Annotated in this window: 16 protein-coding genes; 11 read left to right on the top strand and 5 right to left on the bottom strand. The window is 74.5% G+C overall.

The features are described 5' to 3' along the window. Positions 1-84 precede the first annotated feature (84 nt). Entirely contained in the window at positions 85-1,548 is a 1,464-nt protein-coding gene (locus tag ABZY13_RS24195; RefSeq protein WP_356634099.1) for an ornithine decarboxylase, read from the bottom strand. Positions 1,549-1,681: 133 nt separating this feature from the next. Between ABZY13_RS24195 and ABZY13_RS24190 the strand changes: the two genes are divergently transcribed. After that, positions 1,682-2,863: an amidohydrolase gene (locus tag ABZY13_RS24190; protein WP_356634097.1), complete on the top strand. Its 1,182-nt coding sequence runs from the start codon at positions 1,682-1,684 to the stop codon at positions 2,861-2,863. A gap of 46 nt (positions 2,864-2,909) precedes the next feature. On the opposite strand, the gene ABZY13_RS24185 is transcribed toward ABZY13_RS24190, so the two are convergent. Then, a complete protein-coding gene (locus ABZY13_RS24185) occupies positions 2,910-3,137 on the bottom strand; it encodes a hypothetical protein (protein ID WP_356634095.1) in 228 nt (75 codons plus the stop codon). 263 nt (positions 3,138-3,400) lie between these two features. Next, positions 3,401-3,847 (bottom strand): Imm63 family immunity protein, encoded by a 447-nt coding sequence (locus tag ABZY13_RS24180; protein WP_356634093.1) that lies wholly within the window; start codon positions 3,845-3,847, stop codon positions 3,401-3,403. 411 nt (positions 3,848-4,258) lie between these two features. Here ABZY13_RS24180 and ABZY13_RS24175 point away from each other — a divergent pair, with 411 nt between their 5' ends. From ABZY13_RS24175 to ABZY13_RS24130, 10 genes are all read left to right on the top strand, one after another. Continuing rightward, entirely contained in the window at positions 4,259-4,786 is a 528-nt protein-coding gene (locus ABZY13_RS24175; RefSeq protein WP_356634091.1) for a hypothetical protein, read from the top strand. 394 nt (positions 4,787-5,180) lie between these two features. Then, positions 5,181-7,313: a hypothetical protein gene (locus tag ABZY13_RS24170; RefSeq protein ID WP_356634089.1), complete on the top strand. Its 2,133-nt coding sequence runs from the start codon at positions 5,181-5,183 to the stop codon at positions 7,311-7,313. 89 nt (positions 7,314-7,402) lie between these two features. Next, positions 7,403-8,917 (top strand): GT4 family glycosyltransferase PelF, encoded by a 1,515-nt coding sequence (gene pelF, locus ABZY13_RS24165; RefSeq protein WP_356634087.1) that lies wholly within the window; start codon positions 7,403-7,405, stop codon positions 8,915-8,917. Further along, on the top strand, positions 8,914-10,332 hold the full coding sequence (locus ABZY13_RS24160; RefSeq protein WP_356634085.1) for a hypothetical protein: 1,419 nt from the start codon (positions 8,914-8,916) through the stop codon (positions 10,330-10,332). Before pelF ends, ABZY13_RS24160 begins: the two co-directional genes overlap by 4 nt. A 64-nt stretch (positions 10,333-10,396) precedes the next feature. Further along, on the top strand, positions 10,397-11,398 hold the full coding sequence (locus ABZY13_RS24155) for a GDP-mannose 4,6-dehydratase (protein ID WP_356634083.1): 1,002 nt from the start codon (positions 10,397-10,399) through the stop codon (positions 11,396-11,398). Between the two features lie 32 nt (positions 11,399-11,430). Then, positions 11,431-12,144 (top strand): sugar phosphate nucleotidyltransferase, encoded by a 714-nt coding sequence (locus ABZY13_RS24150; protein ID WP_356634081.1) that lies wholly within the window; start codon positions 11,431-11,433, stop codon positions 12,142-12,144. 6 nt (positions 12,145-12,150) lie between these two features. Continuing rightward, entirely contained in the window at positions 12,151-13,053 is a 903-nt protein-coding gene (locus ABZY13_RS24145) for an NAD(P)-dependent oxidoreductase (protein WP_356634079.1), read from the top strand. Further along, the gene (locus tag ABZY13_RS24140; RefSeq protein ID WP_356634077.1) at positions 13,050-13,712 is read left to right on the top strand and encodes a spherulation-specific family 4 protein; all 663 of its coding nucleotides are present in this window, start codon (positions 13,050-13,052) and stop codon (positions 13,710-13,712) included. Before ABZY13_RS24145 ends, ABZY13_RS24140 begins: the two co-directional genes overlap by 4 nt. Beyond that, a complete protein-coding gene (locus tag ABZY13_RS24135; protein WP_356634075.1) occupies positions 13,709-14,518 on the top strand; it encodes an endo alpha-1,4 polygalactosaminidase in 810 nt (269 codons plus the stop codon). The genes ABZY13_RS24140 and ABZY13_RS24135 overlap by 4 nt, the downstream gene beginning before the upstream one ends. 99 nt (positions 14,519-14,617) lie before the next feature. Then, the gene (locus ABZY13_RS24130; protein WP_356634073.1) at positions 14,618-15,580 is read left to right on the top strand and encodes a YihY/virulence factor BrkB family protein; all 963 of its coding nucleotides are present in this window, start codon (positions 14,618-14,620) and stop codon (positions 15,578-15,580) included. A gap of 24 nt (positions 15,581-15,604) precedes the next feature. On the opposite strand, the gene ABZY13_RS24125 is transcribed toward ABZY13_RS24130, so the two are convergent. Then, entirely contained in the window at positions 15,605-16,192 is a 588-nt protein-coding gene (locus ABZY13_RS24125; protein WP_356634071.1) for a GNAT family N-acetyltransferase, read from the bottom strand. A 178-nt stretch (positions 16,193-16,370) separates the two neighbouring features. Beyond that, entirely contained in the window at positions 16,371-16,574 is a 204-nt protein-coding gene (locus tag ABZY13_RS24120) for an MbtH family NRPS accessory protein (protein ID WP_301971175.1), read from the bottom strand. Between the last annotated feature and the right edge of the window lie 76 nt (positions 16,575-16,650).

Genomic DNA, 16,650 nt, shown 5'->3' with positions numbered 1-16,650 from the left:
TGAGCTCCCCGGAGGGAGAGGCACTCCTCGAGGCCCCGGCGCGGGCCCTGGAGTCGTTCCTGCTTCGCCTGGGCCGAGCCTCGGTCAGTGGCGGGCCACCACCCGCAGCGTCCGGACCGACGGGTCGGCGGCGTCCGGGATGAGGACGCCGTGGTCGACGCCGCTGCGCAGGTACTCGACGACGTCCTCGTTGATCACCTCGCCGGGGGCCACCACCGGCACGCCCGGCGGGTAGGGGCTGATCGTCTCGGCGGCGATGCGGCCCGCGGCGCGCTCGGCGGGCACGTGCTCGGCCTCGGCGAAGAACGCGTCGCGGGGCAGCAGCGCCTGCTCCAGTTCCAGCGCCTTCGGGTCGGGCAGGTGGACCGGCGGCTGCCGCTCGATGGAGTCGGCGCCCTCGACCAGCGCGCGCAGCGCGTCGACGAGCACCTTCTCGGTCTCGTCGTCGTCGGCGTGGGTGATCGAGGCGCTGATGCGGCAGGTGTCGGAGCCGCCGACGTCGACGTGCCGGTGGGCGCGCAGCCACTCGGCCGCCTGCATGCCGCTGATGCCCAGCTCCCGGACGTCGATCACCAGCTTCAGCGGGTCGAACGCCGCGGCGAGGCCCTCCTCGACGACCTCCCCGCCCATCGGCCGCAGCCCGGGCAGCTCGCCGGCCGCCGCGCGGATCCGCTCCGCCCGGTGCAGGGCCGCGTCCAGCAGGTCGTGCCCGTGTTCGACCATCTGGCGGCGCCAGCCGTCGAGAGTCGCGTACACCAGGGACGACGCGCTGGTCGTGCCCAGCAGGTCCTCCCGCTGCTTGAGCGCCTCGGGGGAGACCCGGTCGTACTGGAGGTGGAAGACGGAGCTCTGCTCGATCGCGCCGCCCATCTTGTGGACACTGGTGACCACCAGGTCCGCCTCGGCGTCCATGCCCCAGGCGGGCAGGCCGGGGTGGAAGGGCAGGTGGGCGCCCCAGGCCTCGTCCACGATCAGCGGGACGTCGAACTCGTGGCACACCCGCGCCACGCCGCCGATGTCCGCGCAGGTCCCCCAGTCGGTGGGGGTGATCAGCAGCATGCCCTTGGCGTCCGGGTGTTCCTCCAGGCGGCGGCGTACGTCGTCGGGCTCGGGCGGATGGGCGATGTGCCGCTCGGTGTCGAACTTCGGGTGGACCCAGATGGGCTCCACGCCGTTGACGACGACGGCCGCGATCACGGATTTGTGCGCGTTGCGGGACAGCAGCAGCTTCTCCCCCGGCCCCGCGACGGCCAGCATCGCCGTCTTGACCGACAGGGAGCTGCCGCAGGTGGAGAAGAACGCCTGGTCCGCGCCGACCGCGTCGGCCATCAGTTCCTGGGCCTGCCCGAGCACGTTCTGCGACTGGCGGCGGTCGTCGAGGCCGTTGAGGGAGAGCACGTCCGAGCGGAACACGTCGAGCCCGACGATCTCGGCCACCCGGGGATCCACCCCGCGGCCCTGCTTGTGCCCCGGCGGCCCGAAGACCACGTCTCCTCGGCGCCGGAACTCCTGAAGCGCCTCCAGCACAGGCACGCGCGAGTGGTCCATCGTTCCTCCCAGCCGGACGTCCAGGTACACCGATCGTGTTGCACCGGCACGGCACTCGAAACCCCGGGGGGTGTGGCACCGCCCGGACGGTGGCACCCGGGGACGCACACGTCGCCCCACCGGAGGAGACCGAGTGACCCGCACCGACCTCGCACCCGTCCACGAGGCGCTCCGCACGGCCGTGGCCGCACGGGCCGGCGCGCTGTGGGACGTGGCGCTGCGGCTGCACGCCGACCCCGAGTACGCCTTCGCCGAGCACCGGGCCGCCGCACTGCTCACGGGCGAGCTGGAACGTGCGGGGTTCGCCGTGGAGCGCGGGGTGGCCGGGATGGCGACCGCGTTCACCGCCCGTACGGGGAACGGGCGTCCCGCGGTGGCACTGCTGCTCGAGTACGACGCCCTGCCCGGCCTCGGGCACGCGTGCGGGCACAACCTCATCGCGGCGGCGGGCCTCGGCGCGGCACTGGCGCTGCGCTCGGTGCCGGCCTGCGACGCGGGGTCCGTGCTCGCGGTGGGAACCCCGGCCGAGGAGGGCGGCGGCGGGAAGGCGCTGGAGGCTCGGGCCGGGGTGTTCGACGGCGTGGACACGGCGCTGATGTTCCATCCCGGCGTGCACAACTGGCGGCGGGCCCCGCTGACCGCGCAGGTGCAGTACCGGGTCGGCTTCCACGGCCGGGCGGCGCATCCCACGGGCAACCCGACCGAGGGGATCGACGCGCTCGGCGCGCTGATCGAGCTGTTCAACGTGCTGGGCGGGCTGAGCCGACGGTTGCCGGAGGCGTCGCACGTGCAGGGCATCGTCACGCACGGGGGCACGGCCACCAACATCGTCCCGGCGTACGCGGAGGGCCTGTTCGGGCTGCGGGCGGCGACCACCGGGGCGCTGGACGACCTGGCGGGGCGGCTGCGCACCTGCGCGGAGGGCGTCGCCCTCGCCACGGGGACACGGGCGGAGGTCGAGCGGGCCACGGTGCGCTACGAGCACTTCCGGGACAGCGGGGTCCTGTCGGCCCGGTTCGCCGCGCACCTGTCCCGGTCGGGAATCGAGCTGACGGAGCCGGAGCCGGGCGTCCAGCTGGGGTCGTCGGACATCGGCAACGTCAGCACGCTGGTGCCGGCCGTCCACCCGTTCGTGGCGATCATGGGCGAGGACGGCTCCGACCACACCCCCGCGTTCGCCGAGGCCGCCGCCTCCGAGCGGGCCCGGACGGTGCTCACCGCCGCGGCCGGCGCGCTGGCGTGCACGGCGGCGGACGTGCTGCTCGACGCGGACCTGCGCGGGCAGGCGTGGGCGGGTCACGCGTCGCAGGGCTGAGTCGCAGCCCGATGGTACTCAGCGGGCGCCGGGCTGCGGCAGGCCCTCAGCGGTCCGTGTCGTCCGTGCCGGGCGCGGACTCCTCGGCCTCGACACCCTCCAGGGGGTCGCCCGCCACGGTGCCGCGGTCGGGCTGGTAGCCCTCCCGGGCACTCGCCGTGCCGGGCACGGAGCGCTCCTGGGCCTGGCTCTCCCCGCCCGAGTGCGCGCCCGGTTCCTCGGGGTCGCGCGCCCTGTCGTAGCGGTCGCCGCTCTGGTCGTTCCCGCCGGTCATGTCGGTGCCTCTCGTCGCGGTTCGGGCTGCTCCGGGTTCCCGTGGCCCGGTCCCCGGAAACGGCACGCGGCGGGTACGTCGGTCTTCCCGGGGGGGGCGGCCGGCCCGATGCCGGAGACCGGCCCGGCACCGGACGCCGGACCTGCGCGGACCGGCCCCGGACCGGGAGCCCGACCCGGACCGGAAGCCGGACCTCCGCCGAAGACGGCGCCCGCGACGGCGCCGACGTCCCGACCCACGCCACGCCGGACGATCGCCGTCCCTCAGCAGTCGGCTCCCGGCAGCGGCGGGACGATTCCCTCGTCCCGGTCCGGCAGCGAGGCGATCAGCTCCGCGCGCCGCCGTCCCGCCCACGCGGGGCGCAGGGTGTGCAGCAGCTCGAACTGCCGCCGCCACAGGGTCACCCGGAAGGGCTCGCCGTCCAGCCGGTTGCGGCTCGCCCACCGTCCGGCGGCCTCGTGGGCGGCGTCGCGGAACGCCCAGTAGAGCAGTTCGTCGAGGTCGGACGTGACCTGTTCGAAGAGCAGCCGACCGCGCTCGTACGCGAGGTAGCGGTACTCCCCCGCGTCCCCGATCCGCAGGAACGGGTAGCCCGCGTCACGGTCGACGAAGCCGGGCCACCGCTCCTGCGGCAGGCCCACGAGCCCGGCGAGCCGCGCCACTTCGTGCTCCACGCGCCGCCGCGTCCGGGCCGGGTCGTCCGCGCCCATGGGCCCGCCCTCCGTTCCTCGCAACCGTTCTCGGATTCCCGGCCGGCCCCACGGGCGGGCCGGCCCGAGGACGGTATCGGGTCGCTCGTCTCCGGGCGCCGGGGGTCGGACCGGAAACCGATGCCTGGCCGAGACCTTTCGCCGCGAAGCGGGCGGGGAGTACCTGGCGCGGCATTCGGTGCATCCAGTACGCGCCAATAGCGTGCGCGCCGCGCAATCCGGGGTTTCGGCGCCGACGCGTCGACGGGCGGGGCGCCGCACCGCGTCCGGCGTGCACGTATACGAACAACCACATGGCGTCACGATTTCTCCGTACGACCTTCACAACGCGCACACTTTCGGTCGATCCCCGGGAAGGGCGCCGACGCGGGGGCAGACGCCACGGGCGGCGGGTGCCTAGCCTCCCGGGCCATGCGATCACCCATGACGAGACGTCTCGGTCTCACCGCCGTCCTGGCCCTCATCCTCGCCGTGTTCGGCCTGGCGCCCTCCGCGAGCGCGGCCGACCCCGCCCCCGCGGAACTGACGTTCACCAGCGACGCCGCCACGACCACGCCGGGCGGCACGGTGAACCTGTCGATGACGCTCACCAACAACAAGACCTACGACGTCTGGTTCGTCTACCAGACCATCGACCCCACCTGGCTGACCACCCAGCGACCCGACCTGAAGTACTCCTTCACCGGCTGCACCCTGGCCACGGCCTCCGGCAGCACCCCCTGTTCCGGCACCGGCCCGGCCGACCTCGGCGCCAACTACGGCGCGCCCATCCCGCCCGGCCAGAGCCGCACCGTGACGCTGACGCTGCAGATCGCCGCCGACTCCGGCTGCAACGGCAACATCGGCTTCTACTCGTACTTCTACGCCGAGTTCAGCGACAGCACCAACGTCAGCGGCGGCCCGGTCTACTCGCCCCAGACCCGCGTCCTGTGCGCCTAGGCCACCGTACGGGCGCCACATTGACCTGAAACCGGCCAACGGATCCCGCGGCGAACCCGTCCGGACCCACGGCAGCCGCACCGGTGGACCCGGCGGTCCGCCGGTGCCCCGCCTCCCCCTCCGACCTGCGCGACATGGCCCCGGCCGGGCCGTCCGCGCGGATCGGCGAATCCCTGCCGCAGGCCAAACCACCGCAGAGGGACCCCTGTCGCACACCTGCGCTTTTCCGTCAGGTTTCGCGACATGCCCGCAAAAGCTACACAGACCATCCACCATGTGACGCGACGGATGTGTCGACGACTGGCCTCTGAGGGGGAAGCCGGCGTCGCGCAAGGGGGTGCGTCCGCTCCAGCGGAGCAGTGCTCACCCCTGCCCTGGGAGGGGACAGCACCGCATGAAGCGGACCATAGGCACCACCCTGCTCACGGCGGGCGCGCTCATAGCCGCCCTCGGCATACCGGCCACGGCGGCCCACGCCGACGCCGCCGGCCCCCGCATCGATCTGCGGGTCCTCGTCGTGAGCGACGGCGGCCCGGCCACCGACGCCATCGCGGCCGAACTGGACGCCGCGGGAACGCCGTACACGGAGATCGACCTCACCCGCTCCGACCGGCCGGTCATCGACGCCGGCTACCTCGCGGACACCGTGGACGGGCGGCAACGGGCCAGGTTCCAGGCCGTCGTGCTGCCCAACGACAACCCGTTCCCGGCCGGCTCCGCCGAGATGGCCGCGCTCGCCGCGTACGAGCGGACCTACGACGTGCCGCAGGTCGACGCCTACACCTACGCCAGGCCCGAGGCGGGGCTCCAGTACCCGATCCACGGCGGCTACTCCGGCAGCGTCGACGGCGTCCGCGCCGAGGTGACCGACGCCGGCCGCGCGGGCGCCTTCGACTACCTCGACGGCCCGGTGCCCTTCGAGGACAACTCACCGACCGTGGGCGAGAGTTACGCGTACCTGTCGACCCCCGTCGCCGGCGCCGACTTCACCCCCTACGTGCAGGCCACGATCCCGGGGACCACCAAGAAGGGCTCGCTGGTGGGCGAGTACCGGCACGACGGGCGGCGCGAACTCGTCGTCACCTTCGTCTACAACCGGTACCAGCAGCAGTTCCGGCTGCTGGCCCGCGGCATCGTGGAGTGGATGACCGGCGGGGTGCACCTGGGCGCCTCCCGCAACTACTTCGCCGTGCACGTCGACGACGTCTTCGCCGCCGACGACCGCTGGAACTCCACGCTCAACTGCACCCCCGGCGACGTCGACTGCACCGACCCGAACGCCACGCCCGACCCGATCCGGATGACCCCTGCGGACGTCGACCACGCCGTCGACTGGCAGCGCGAGCACGACTTCACCCTGGACCTGGCCTACAACGGCGCCGGCAGCGTCGACCACCGCGAGGACCACAACGGCCAGGACCCGCTGACCGACAGGTTTCTCGCCCAGCGGGGCGAGTTCCGCTGGATCAACCACACCTACACGCACGCCTTCCTCGGCTGCCAACAGGACACCACGGTCGTGCCCTGGCGGTGCGCGACCAACGCGGACGGCAGCACCAAGTGGGTCAGCCGCTACGACGTCGCCGACGAGATCGCGAGCAACACCGTGTGGGGCCTCGTCTCCGGACTGCCCCTGGACACGAGCGAGCTGGTGACCGGCGAGCACTCCGGGCTGCGGGTGCTGCCGCAGCAGCCGGCCGACAACCCCAACCTGGCGCTCGCCCTGGGCGACAACGGCGTCCGCTGGCTCGCCTCGGACAACTCCCGCGACCCCGACCAGCGCAGGGTCGGCTCCGCCGCCACGGTCCCCCGCCACCCGATGAACATCTTCTACAACGCCGGACGGCAGGCCGACCAGGTCGACGAGTACAACTGGATCTACACCAGCCGCGCCCAGGGCGGCAGCGGCATCTGCGAGGACAACCCGGCCACGACCACCTGTCTGCCGGCCCCGCTGGACACCGCCACCGGCTACACCGAGCACATCGTGCCGCTGGAGCGGCGCATCGCGCTCGGCCACGTCCTCGCCAACGACCCCAAGCCGCACTTCATCCACCAGTCGAACCTGGCCGAGGACCGCATCGCCTACCCCGTCCTCGACGGCGTCCTCGACGGCTACGCGGCGCTCTTCGCCGGCAACACCCCCGTGGTGAACCTGCGGATGAAGGACATCGGCGTCGAACTCCAGCGGCGCACCGCCTGGCGCACGGCCCTCCGCGACGGACAGGTCACCGCCTACCGCGTCGGCGACACCGTCACCGTCACCGCGCCGTCCGGCGTGGCGGTCCCGGTGACCGTGCCCGAGGGCACCACGCGGACCGGCCTGCCCTTCGGCAGCGCCTACGCGGGCGAGCGCTCCGGGTGGGCCACCCCGGCGCTCACGGCCCTGACGCTGACCCTGCCGCAGTCCGCCGCCCCGGCCCCGGCCGGCGCACCGGGCGTCGCGGCGGACGCCACCGGCCGGGCGCCCGGGACCCGGGTGCCCCAGGGCGTGGCCGAGCCGGTCTCCCCCGTCGCGGGCGGCTGACCGGCGCTTCGGCAGCACGGTCCCGGCCGCCCCCGCACGGCGGCCGGGACCGGCACGACCACCCCACATCCAGGCCGTGGAGCCCACCCATGCACGTTCAGCACGGCGCGCGACCCTCCGGCGCGACGCGCGTCACCCTGCTCACCGAAGGCACCTATCCCCACAGTCACGGCGGCGTGAGCGTCTGGTGCGACCAGCTCGTCACCGGCATGCCCGACGTCGACTTCGACGTCATCGCCGTCACCGGCACCGGGCGGGAGCCCGTCGTCTGGGACCTGCCGGGCCACGTCTCACGGGTCGTCTCGGTCCCGATGTGGGGCGATGCACCGCCGGGCCGTCCGCCGCGCGGCCGGGCCGCCCGCGCGCGCCTCGCCGACGCCTACGAGCGTTTCCTGACCGCCCTGGTCGACCCCCGCGCCGAGGACGGCTTCCCGCCCGCCCTCTACTGCCTGGCGCACGCGGCGGCGGACGGTCACCTCAGCCCTTTTCTGCGCGGCGACGCCGCCACGGCCGTGCTGACCTCCGTGTGGACCCGCCCGGGGCTGGCCGTGCGCGAGGCGGCGCCGACCCTGCACGACGCGCTCACCGCGACCGGGCTGCTGGAGCACGCCCTGCGCCCGCTGGCCGCGCCCCCGCCCGAGGACGGCGTCGCGCACGCCGTCAGCGGCGGGGTCGCCGTACTGCCCGGGCTCGCGGCCCTCGACCGGCACGGGGTGCCGTTGCTGCTGACCGAGCACGGCGTCTATCTGCGCGAGCGCTACCTCGGCTACCGCACGGCCCCCTACCGCTGGCCGGTCAAGGCGGTGATCCTGGGCTTCTTCCGGCTGCTGGCCGAGGAAACGTACCGCCGGGCGGCGCTGATCACGCCGGGCAACCGGTACAACCGGCTCTGGGAGGAGCAGGGCGGCGCCGACCCGGAGTCGATCCGCACCGTCTACAACGGCGTCGACCCCGCCGCGTTCCCGCCCGCCGGCCCCGAACCGGAGACCCTCACGCTCAGCTGGGCCGGCCGGGTCGACCCGATCAAGGACCTGGAGACCCTCATCCGCGCCTTCGCCCTGGTGCGGGCCGAACTCCCCGGCGCGCGGCTGCGGTTGTTCGGCGGCACGCCCCGCGGCGGGGAGGCGTACCGGGAGCGCTGCGAGGCGCTGGCCGCCGAGCTGGGGCACGCCGACGCGGTGACGTTCGAGGGACGGGTCGAGGACATCAGGGACGCCTACGCGGCCGGGAACGTCGTGATGCTGTCCAGCATCAGCGAGGGGTTCCCGTTCACGCTGATCGAGGCGATGTCGTGCGGGCGGGCGACCGTCTCCACCGACGTGGGCGGGGTGCGGGAGGCCGTCGGCGACACCGGGCTCGTGGTACCGCCGCGCGACCCGGGGGCGATGGCCGCCGCGGCCCTCGAACTGCTCGGCGACCCGCAGCGGCGCCGGGCGATGGGCGAGGCGGCCCGGCTGCGGGTGGTCGAGCAGTTCACCCTGCGCCAGACCATCGACACCTTCCGCTCCATCTACCGGGAACTGCCCCTGCGCGCACGGAGGTCGTCGCCGCGGGTCGTCCTGCCCGCCCCGGCGGTCAGCGGCACGGGGAGCCTCACCGGATGAGCGGCCCGATGTCCCTCGAACCCGGCGGCGCCGAGCAGGACACCCTCGCCCTGCGCCTGGCCCGGCCTCGCCGGCCGCGCCGCCGCCGCCCGAGCTGGGCCCTGGACGACGCCGCCCTCGCCATCCGCCTGCCCCGGCGCGGTCCCGACGAGGAGTCCGTCACCGCGCTCGCCGTCGAACTCGCCGACCGCGTCGGACCCGCCGTCCACCCCTACGAGGTCGCCGCGCTGCTGGAGGCGGAGGGCCTGTCCGCCGAGGTGATCCGGGACCGGTACGGGCACCCCGACCTGTTCTCCCTGGCCACCGCGCTGTACGAGAGGGTGCCGCGCACCTTCCCCGAGCCGCCTGCGGCGCCGGACCCGTGGCGCCCGGACACGGTGCGGTGTCTGCTGCGCGGGGTGCTGTTCGCGCTGCCGGCGCTGGCGCATCTGCTGACCGCTCCGCTGTGGGACGTCGACCGGCACGCCCCCGTGCTGATCGTCGCGGGCATCGTGTCCTGGGCCTGGGGGCAGGCGCTCGGCCACCGCGCGCACCTGCGGCTGGTGGCGGGGCGCAGGGAGGCCGCCCGCACTCTGCTGGCCGGAGCCCCGGCGGGCGCGGCGGTCGCCACCGGCCTGGCGGTGCTGCCCGCCGGGGGCGGCGCGGCGATCTGGGCGGCCGGCGCGCAGTCGCTGTACCTGGCGGCGGCGGGAGTGCTGCTGGTGCTGGCCCGCGAGCGGCTGCTGCTGGCCTCGCTCAGTCCGCTGGTGGCCGGGGCGGCGGTGCTGCCGTGGTGGGATCCGGGTGCGCCGGCGCGGGTGGCCCTGCCCGCGCTCGCGCTGCTGGCCACGCTCGCCGCCGCCGGGTGGGTGCTGCGGGCCGGCCTCGCCGCCCCGGGCGCGCCCGGCGGAACCCGGCCGCGCCTGGGCTCCTCCGTTCCGTACGGCCTGTTCGGTCTCGCGGCGGCGGTGCTCGTGGTGCTGGAGGGCCGGCGACACCCGTACGCGGTGATCGCGCTGACTGTCAGCATGGGACCGGCCGAGTGGCTGCTGTACCGCTTCCGCGGCTGGTCGGTGGCCGCGCTGCGGGTGAGCGCGACGCCCCGCGGGTTCCTGCTGCGCTCGGCCGGCAACCTCGCACTGTGTCTGACCGCCTACCTGCTCCCGCTGCTGCTCCCCGCCCTGCTCACCGACTCCGACCCGGCCGCGCTGCTGCTGCTCGCGGCGGCCCTGTGGACCGCCCTGCTGCTGCAGGCGTTCGGCGTGGCCTGGCCGCCGGCCGTGCTGTGCCTGCTCGCCGCGGGCGCCGCCGCCGCGGTCCTGCGCCTCGATCTGCCGCCGGGCCCGGCCGTACTGCCGCTGGCCTGCGGCACGGCCGCGGCCTGTCTCGCCGGCTGCGCGGTCCGGCTGCTCGGCAGACCCTCCCCGCACGCCTGACCACCGGGCCACGCGCCTGGTGCGCACCCCCGGCTCGCCCCACCACGACGAAAGGACCCAGGAGTTGACCTCCGCACCGCTCGCCGCCGTCACCGGAGCCGAGGGCTTCATCGGCTCGCACCTCACCGAGGCGCTCGTCGCCTCCGGCCACCGTGTCAGAGCCATGGCCCAGTACAACTCGTTCTCCTCCTTCGGCTGGCTGGAGACCCTGTCCGCCGACGTCCTGGACCACGTCGAGATCGTCCTCGGCGACGTGCGCGACCCCGGCTCGGTGCGCGGCCTGCTGGAGGGCGCCGACTGCGCCTACCACCTGGCCGCGCTCATCGCGATCCCCTACTCCTACCGGGCGCCGCACAGTTACGTCGACACCAACGTCACCGGCACCCTCAACGTGCTGGAGGCCGTGCGCGCCCTCGGCACCCCGCGCCTCGTGCACACCTCGACCAGCGAGACGTACGGCACCGCGCAGACCGTGCCCATCACCGAGGACCACCCGATCAACACCCAGTCCCCGTATGCTGCTTCGAAGGCGGGCGGGGACCGGCTCGCCGACAGCTACCACGCCAGTTTCGGCACGCCCGTGGTGACGCTGCGGCCGTTCAACACCTTCGGCCCGCGCCAGTCGATGCGCGCGGTGATCCCCACCGTCATCGGCCAGGTCGCCGCCGGGCAGCGCACCCTCACCCTCGGCGACCTGCGCCCCACCCGGGACTTCAGCTATGTGAAGGACACCGCGCAGGCGTTCCTCGCCGTCGGCACGGCACCGGCGGAGAAGGTGGTGGGGCGCACCTTCAACTCCGGGACCGGCACCGAGATCTCCGTCGGCGACCTGGTCGCGCTGATCGGCAAGGTCATGGACACCCCGCTCGACGTGCGCGAGGACCCAGAGCGGCTGCGGCCCGCGAACTCCGAGGTGATGCGGCTGGTGGCCGACGCGAGCCGACTGGCCGCGGCGACCGGCTGGCAGCCGCGCCACACGCTGGAGCAGGGCCTCGCGCGGACCGTGGAGTTCTTCTCCGACCCGGCCAACCTGGCCCGCTACAAGACCGGCATCTACAACATCTGACCCGTCCGGCACGCCACGCAGGAGGTATCCCCATGCACGCAGTGATCCTGGCCGGAGGAAAGGGCGTGCGGCTTCGGCCGTACACCACCGCGCTGCCCAAGCCGCTCGTGCCCATCGGCGACCAGCACGCCATCCTGGAGATCGTGCTGCGCCAGCTGTCCACGGCCGGCTTCACCCACTGCACCCTCGCCATCGGCCACCTCGGCGAGATCATCCGCGCCTACGTCGGCGACGGCTCGCAGTGGGGCATCACCGTCGACTACGCCACCGAGGAGAACCCGCTGGGCACCATGGGCCCGCTGCTGAACCTGCGCGACCGGCTGCCGGAGACCTTCCTGGTGATGAACGGCGACGTGCTCACCGACCTCGACTACGCCGACGTGCTGCGCCGGCACGAGGACTCGGACGCGCCGCTGACCATCGCCACCTACGCGCGCACGGTGCACATCGACTTCGGGGTGCTGACGACGGACGCGAGCCGGGTCGTGGCGTTCACCGAGAAGCCGAGCATCGACTACCGGGTGTCCATGGGCGTCTACGGCGTCTCCCGCTCGACCCTGGACGGGTACACTCCGGGACTGCCGCTGGGCTTCGACGAGCTGGTGCTGGACCTGCTCGCCGCCGAACGGCCGCCGCACGCCTACGAGTTCGACGGCTACTGGCTGGACATCGGCCGGCCCGACGACTACGACCGGGCCAACGCGGAGTTCACCAGCCGCAAGTCGCTTCTGCTCAAGGGAGCCTGAGCACGCATGCGCATCCTCGTTCTCGGCGCCACCGGCTATCTGGGCGCTCATGTCGCCGGGCTGCTGCGGGCCCTGCCGGGCGCGCTGGTGCTCGCCGGGGGCCGCTCGTCCACCGCCGACGTCACCGTCGACCTCGCCGCCGACCGGATGCCCGCGGTGGCGAAGGCACTGGCGTCGGCCGCGCCGGACGTGGTCGTCAACTGTGCGGGCGCGACCGGCGGGGACGCCGTCACCCTCGCGGAGGCCAACGCCCGCGGGCCGGCCGTACTGTGCGCGGCGCTGCTGGAGGCCGCGCCCGGAGCGCGTCTGGTGCATCTGGGGTCGGCCGCCGAGTACGGGCCGGGCGAGCCCGGCAGCCGGGTGACGGAGTCGGCGGCGACCTGCCCGGTCGGCCCGTACGGGGCGACCAAGCTGGCGGGCACGGTCGCGGTGACGGCGTCGGGGCTGGACGCCGTGGTGCTGAGGGTGGGGAACCCGGTGGGTCCGGGGGCCCCGCCCACGGGGCTGCCGGGCCGGGTCGCCGCCCTGCTGCGGGACGCCGGCCCGGACCCGGAGGCCCGGCTGCGGCTGGGCGACCTGTCCGCGCACCGGGACTTCGTCGACGTGCGGGACGTGGCGGGGGCGGTGCGGTTGGCGGCCACCGTGCCCGGGCCGCTGCCGCCGGTGCTGAACATCGGCGGCGGCGAGGCGGTGCCGGTGCGCGCGCTGGTGCGTACGCTGGCGGACGTGGCCGGTTTCCGGGGGCGGATCGTGGAGGAGGGCGGGGGCGGCTCGGCGCGGTCCGCGCGGGTGTCGTGGCAGTGCTCCGACGTCGCCGCCGCCCGCGAGGCCCTCGGCTGGCGGCCGGTCCACTCGCTGGAGGCGTCGCTCGCGGCGCTGTGGGCGGCCGGAGGGGCCCCGGCGCCGTGAACCTGCTGATTCCGCTGTACGTCCATCCCGCCGAGGACCCGGCCGCCTGGCACCGGCTCATCACCTGCGCCGACCGCGCCTACGCCGTCGTCCTCAACCCCGCGAACGGTCCCGGCGACGGCCCCGATCCGGCGTTCGTCGCCGCGGCCGGGGCGCTGCGGTCGGCGGGCGCCCGGCTGCTCGGCTACGTCGACACCGACTACGGGGCGCGCGATCCGGCGGCGGCCGCCGCGGATCTGCGCCGGCACCAGGAGTGGTACGGGGCCGACGGCTGCTTCCTGGACCGGGTGACGGCCGCGCCGGACGGGCTGCCGGCGTGCCGCAGGCTGGTGCGGTCGCTGCGCCGGCTCGGCGCGTCGACCGTCGTGCTCAACCCGGGCGTGCACCCGGCGCCGGGTTACGTCCGGCTGGCCGATCTGACGGTCACGTTCGAGGGGCACTGGTCGACGTACGTGTCGGCGTTCAGCCGCCCCTCGTGGGCGGTGCGGCAGTCGCCCGAACGGCTGTGCCATCTGGTGTACGGGGTGCCGGGGCCGCTGGTGCCGCTCGCCGTGCGCACCGCGCGGGAGCGGGGCGCCGCGGTGTGCGGCCCGGTGACGGGGGAACCGCCCAACCCGTGGTCCCGGCTGACGCCGGCGCTGACGGAGGCGGACCGATGAGGCGACTGGCGCGGGCGGTGGTGCCGGTCCTGCTCGCCGCGCTGGTCTCCTGCTCCGGCGGGTCGGAAGGGGCCGGTGGTCCGGGCGGTTCCGGTGGCGCGGACGGCGCGGTGTGGCGGCCCCGGCCGGGGCTCGCCTGGCAGTGGCAGCTCGACGGCAGGGTCGACCCGTCGGTGGACGTCCCGGTGTACGACATCGACGGCTTCGAGAACGGCGCGGCCGACGTCGCCCGGCTGCACCGCGACGGCCGCAAGGTCATCTGCTACGTCAACGTCGGCGCCTGGGAGGACTTCCGCCCCGACCGGGACGACTTCCCCCGGGCTCTGCTGGGCCGGCCCAACGGCTGGCGCGGCGAGCGCTGGCTGGACATCCGCCGGGTGTCGGTGCTGCGGCCGCTGATGGAGCGCCGCTTCGACATGTGCCGGGACAAGGGCTTCGACGCGGTGGAACCGGACCTCGTCGAGGGCTACGCCAATGACACCGGCTTCCCGCTGACCGCCCGCGACCAGCTCCGCTACAACCGCATGATCGCGGACATCGCGCACGAGCGCGGCCTCGCCGTGGGCCTGAAGAACGACCTCGCGCAGATCCCGGAGCTGCTGGACGACTTCGACTTCGCGGTCAACGAGGAGTGCGCCCAGTACGACGAGTGCGGGCGGCTCGGACCGTTCGTCGCGGCGGGCAAGGCGGTCTTCCACGTGGAGTACGCCGAGCCGACGGCACGGTTCTGCCCGATGGCGCGCGAGCTGGGCCTGTCGTCGATGCGCAAGAAGCCGGACCTGGGGGTCTGGCGCAGTCCCTGCTGACCCGACCGGGTGGCCGGGGTGGTTCCTTCCCCGCCCGCGGGGCAGAGGGAACGGGACGAACGCAGCGACTGCCGTACTGCCGAGGAGCGTGTCCGCGCCATGGGAACCGCCGTCCACGTCCCGCAGACCAGGGACATGATCGGAGAAGAACTCTCCGGCGACGAGGCGTTCGCCGCGCTGCGCCACTACGGCGGGCTGCGGCTGCTGACCGACGCCTTCGTGCGGTTCCGGTACGCGGACGGCTTCACCAACGCGCGGGCGCTCGCCTTCCAGGTGGTGCTGGGGCTGGTGCCGTTCACCATCGCGCTGGTGGGCCTGGCGACGTCCGCGCACACCGAGAGCGTGGGCCGGACGATCGAGCTGACGCTGGCCCGGATCGTGCCGGGGGCGAGCGCCGACGTCGTGGCGGACGCCCTCGACGGCGGGTCCGGCGGGAACCACGGCCTGTGGGGCACGGTCGCCCTGTGGCTGGGCCTGGCCTTCGCCGTGCTCAACCTGGCCTCGGCGATGGGCCAGATCGAGCGCGGCGCCAACCGCATCTACGGCATCGAGCGCGACCGCCCCTTCCCGCGCAAGTACGGCCGCGCGATGGTCCTGGCGTTCGCTGCGGGCCTGCCGCTGGCGCTCGGGTTCATGGTCCTGGTAGCCGGGGACGCGGTCGGCGACGCGGTGGCGCGCACCGCCGGGCGCGAGGGCGGCGGACCGGGCTGGTGGCACGTGCTGGAGGTGCCCCTGGGGCTCGCGCTGGCCTGGGTCGCCTCGGCGGTGATCTTCCGCTGGTCGCCGCGCCGCGACCAGCCCGGGTACACCTGGCTCGCCTTCGGATCCGGCGTCCATCTGCTGCTGTGGGTGGCGGCGACGTGGCTGCTGTCGCTGTACGTCGAGCGGAGCGGGGCGTTCGGTGATCTGTACGGCCCGCTGACCGCGTTCGTGGCGCTGCTGCTGTGGGCCTATCTCACCGCCGTGGCCCTGTTCCTCGGCATCGCGTTCGCCGCCCAGCTGGAGGCGGCGCGCGCCGGGGTCGCGTCCCCCGCGGGACCCGACCCCGGCCCGGGCGCCTGACCGGGCCGCCCGGCCGGAACACCGTCAGTCGGCGTCGGGGGCGGCGGCTGCGAGGTCGGGGGCGGAAGTGGCGGCGTGGTCGGGGGCGGGGGCTGCCGCGAGGTCCGCGTCGGCGAGGGAGAGCACCAGCATCTTCGTCACCGAGCCGTCGTCGCCGACCACGTCGCGCAGGTGCCGGAAGCCCAGCCGGCGGCTCATGGCGAGGCTGGCGGTGTTCCCGGCGCCCACCATCCCGTAGACCTCCGTCAGCCCCAGGTTCTCGGAGGCGTGCCGGAGGAGTCCGCGGACCACCTCGGTGCCCAGGCCCTTGCCCCAGTACTCCGGGAGCAGGGCGGTCACCAGTTCGTGCCCGTCGACGTTGCCGGTCTTCTTGATCTCCGCGTGGCCGACGTAGACGCCCTTGGACCACAGGCCCCACACGTCGAACCTGCGCTCGGGATAGACGACGGTGAGGATCGCGCGGAAGATCGTGCGGATGTCGGCCTCGGGCACGCGTTCCTGGCCCATCCAGCGGCAGACCTCCTCGTCGCGCAGGAGCCCCACGAAGGCGTCCTCGTCCTCGGGTCGGTAGGGCCGGAATTCCAGTCGTTCGGTGTGCAGGACGGGTGTCATGACGGTCTCCTCGGACGCCGGTGTTTCGGGTAGCGCGGGTGGCCTTGGGGAGGGCCGGGAGAGCGTGGGGGGACCGGGAGAGGTGGGGGGCCGGTGGGCTCGGGTGTGAGGGCGCCGGGTGGCCGGGGTGCGGCGGCTGGCCGCGCCCCGGCCGTCCCTGCGGGCGTGCGCGCCGGGGTCAGGCCCCGGCGTTCTCCATCCGCTCGCGCAGGCTGCGCGGGCGCATGTCGGTCCAGACCTCGTCGACGTAGGCGGAGCACTCGGCCTCGGTGCCCTCCTTGCCGACCGGCTGCCAGCCGGCGGGCACCTCGACGTCGACGGGCCACAGCGAGTACTGCTCCTCGTCGTTGCGCAGCACCTGGTAGCGGGTGTTCTCGTCCATGGGTCCGGATCTCGCTTTCTGCTGGGTCGGGTTCACTCGTGCGGGTCGGTGCGGTGGCGGGCGGTCCCTGGGCGGC

Source organism: Streptomyces sp. NPDC006610 (genome assembly GCF_040611575.1).
Classification (GTDB): Bacteria; Actinomycetota; Actinomycetes; order Streptomycetales; family Streptomycetaceae; genus Streptomyces.
This window is presented reverse-complemented; position numbering and strand designations above follow the sequence as displayed.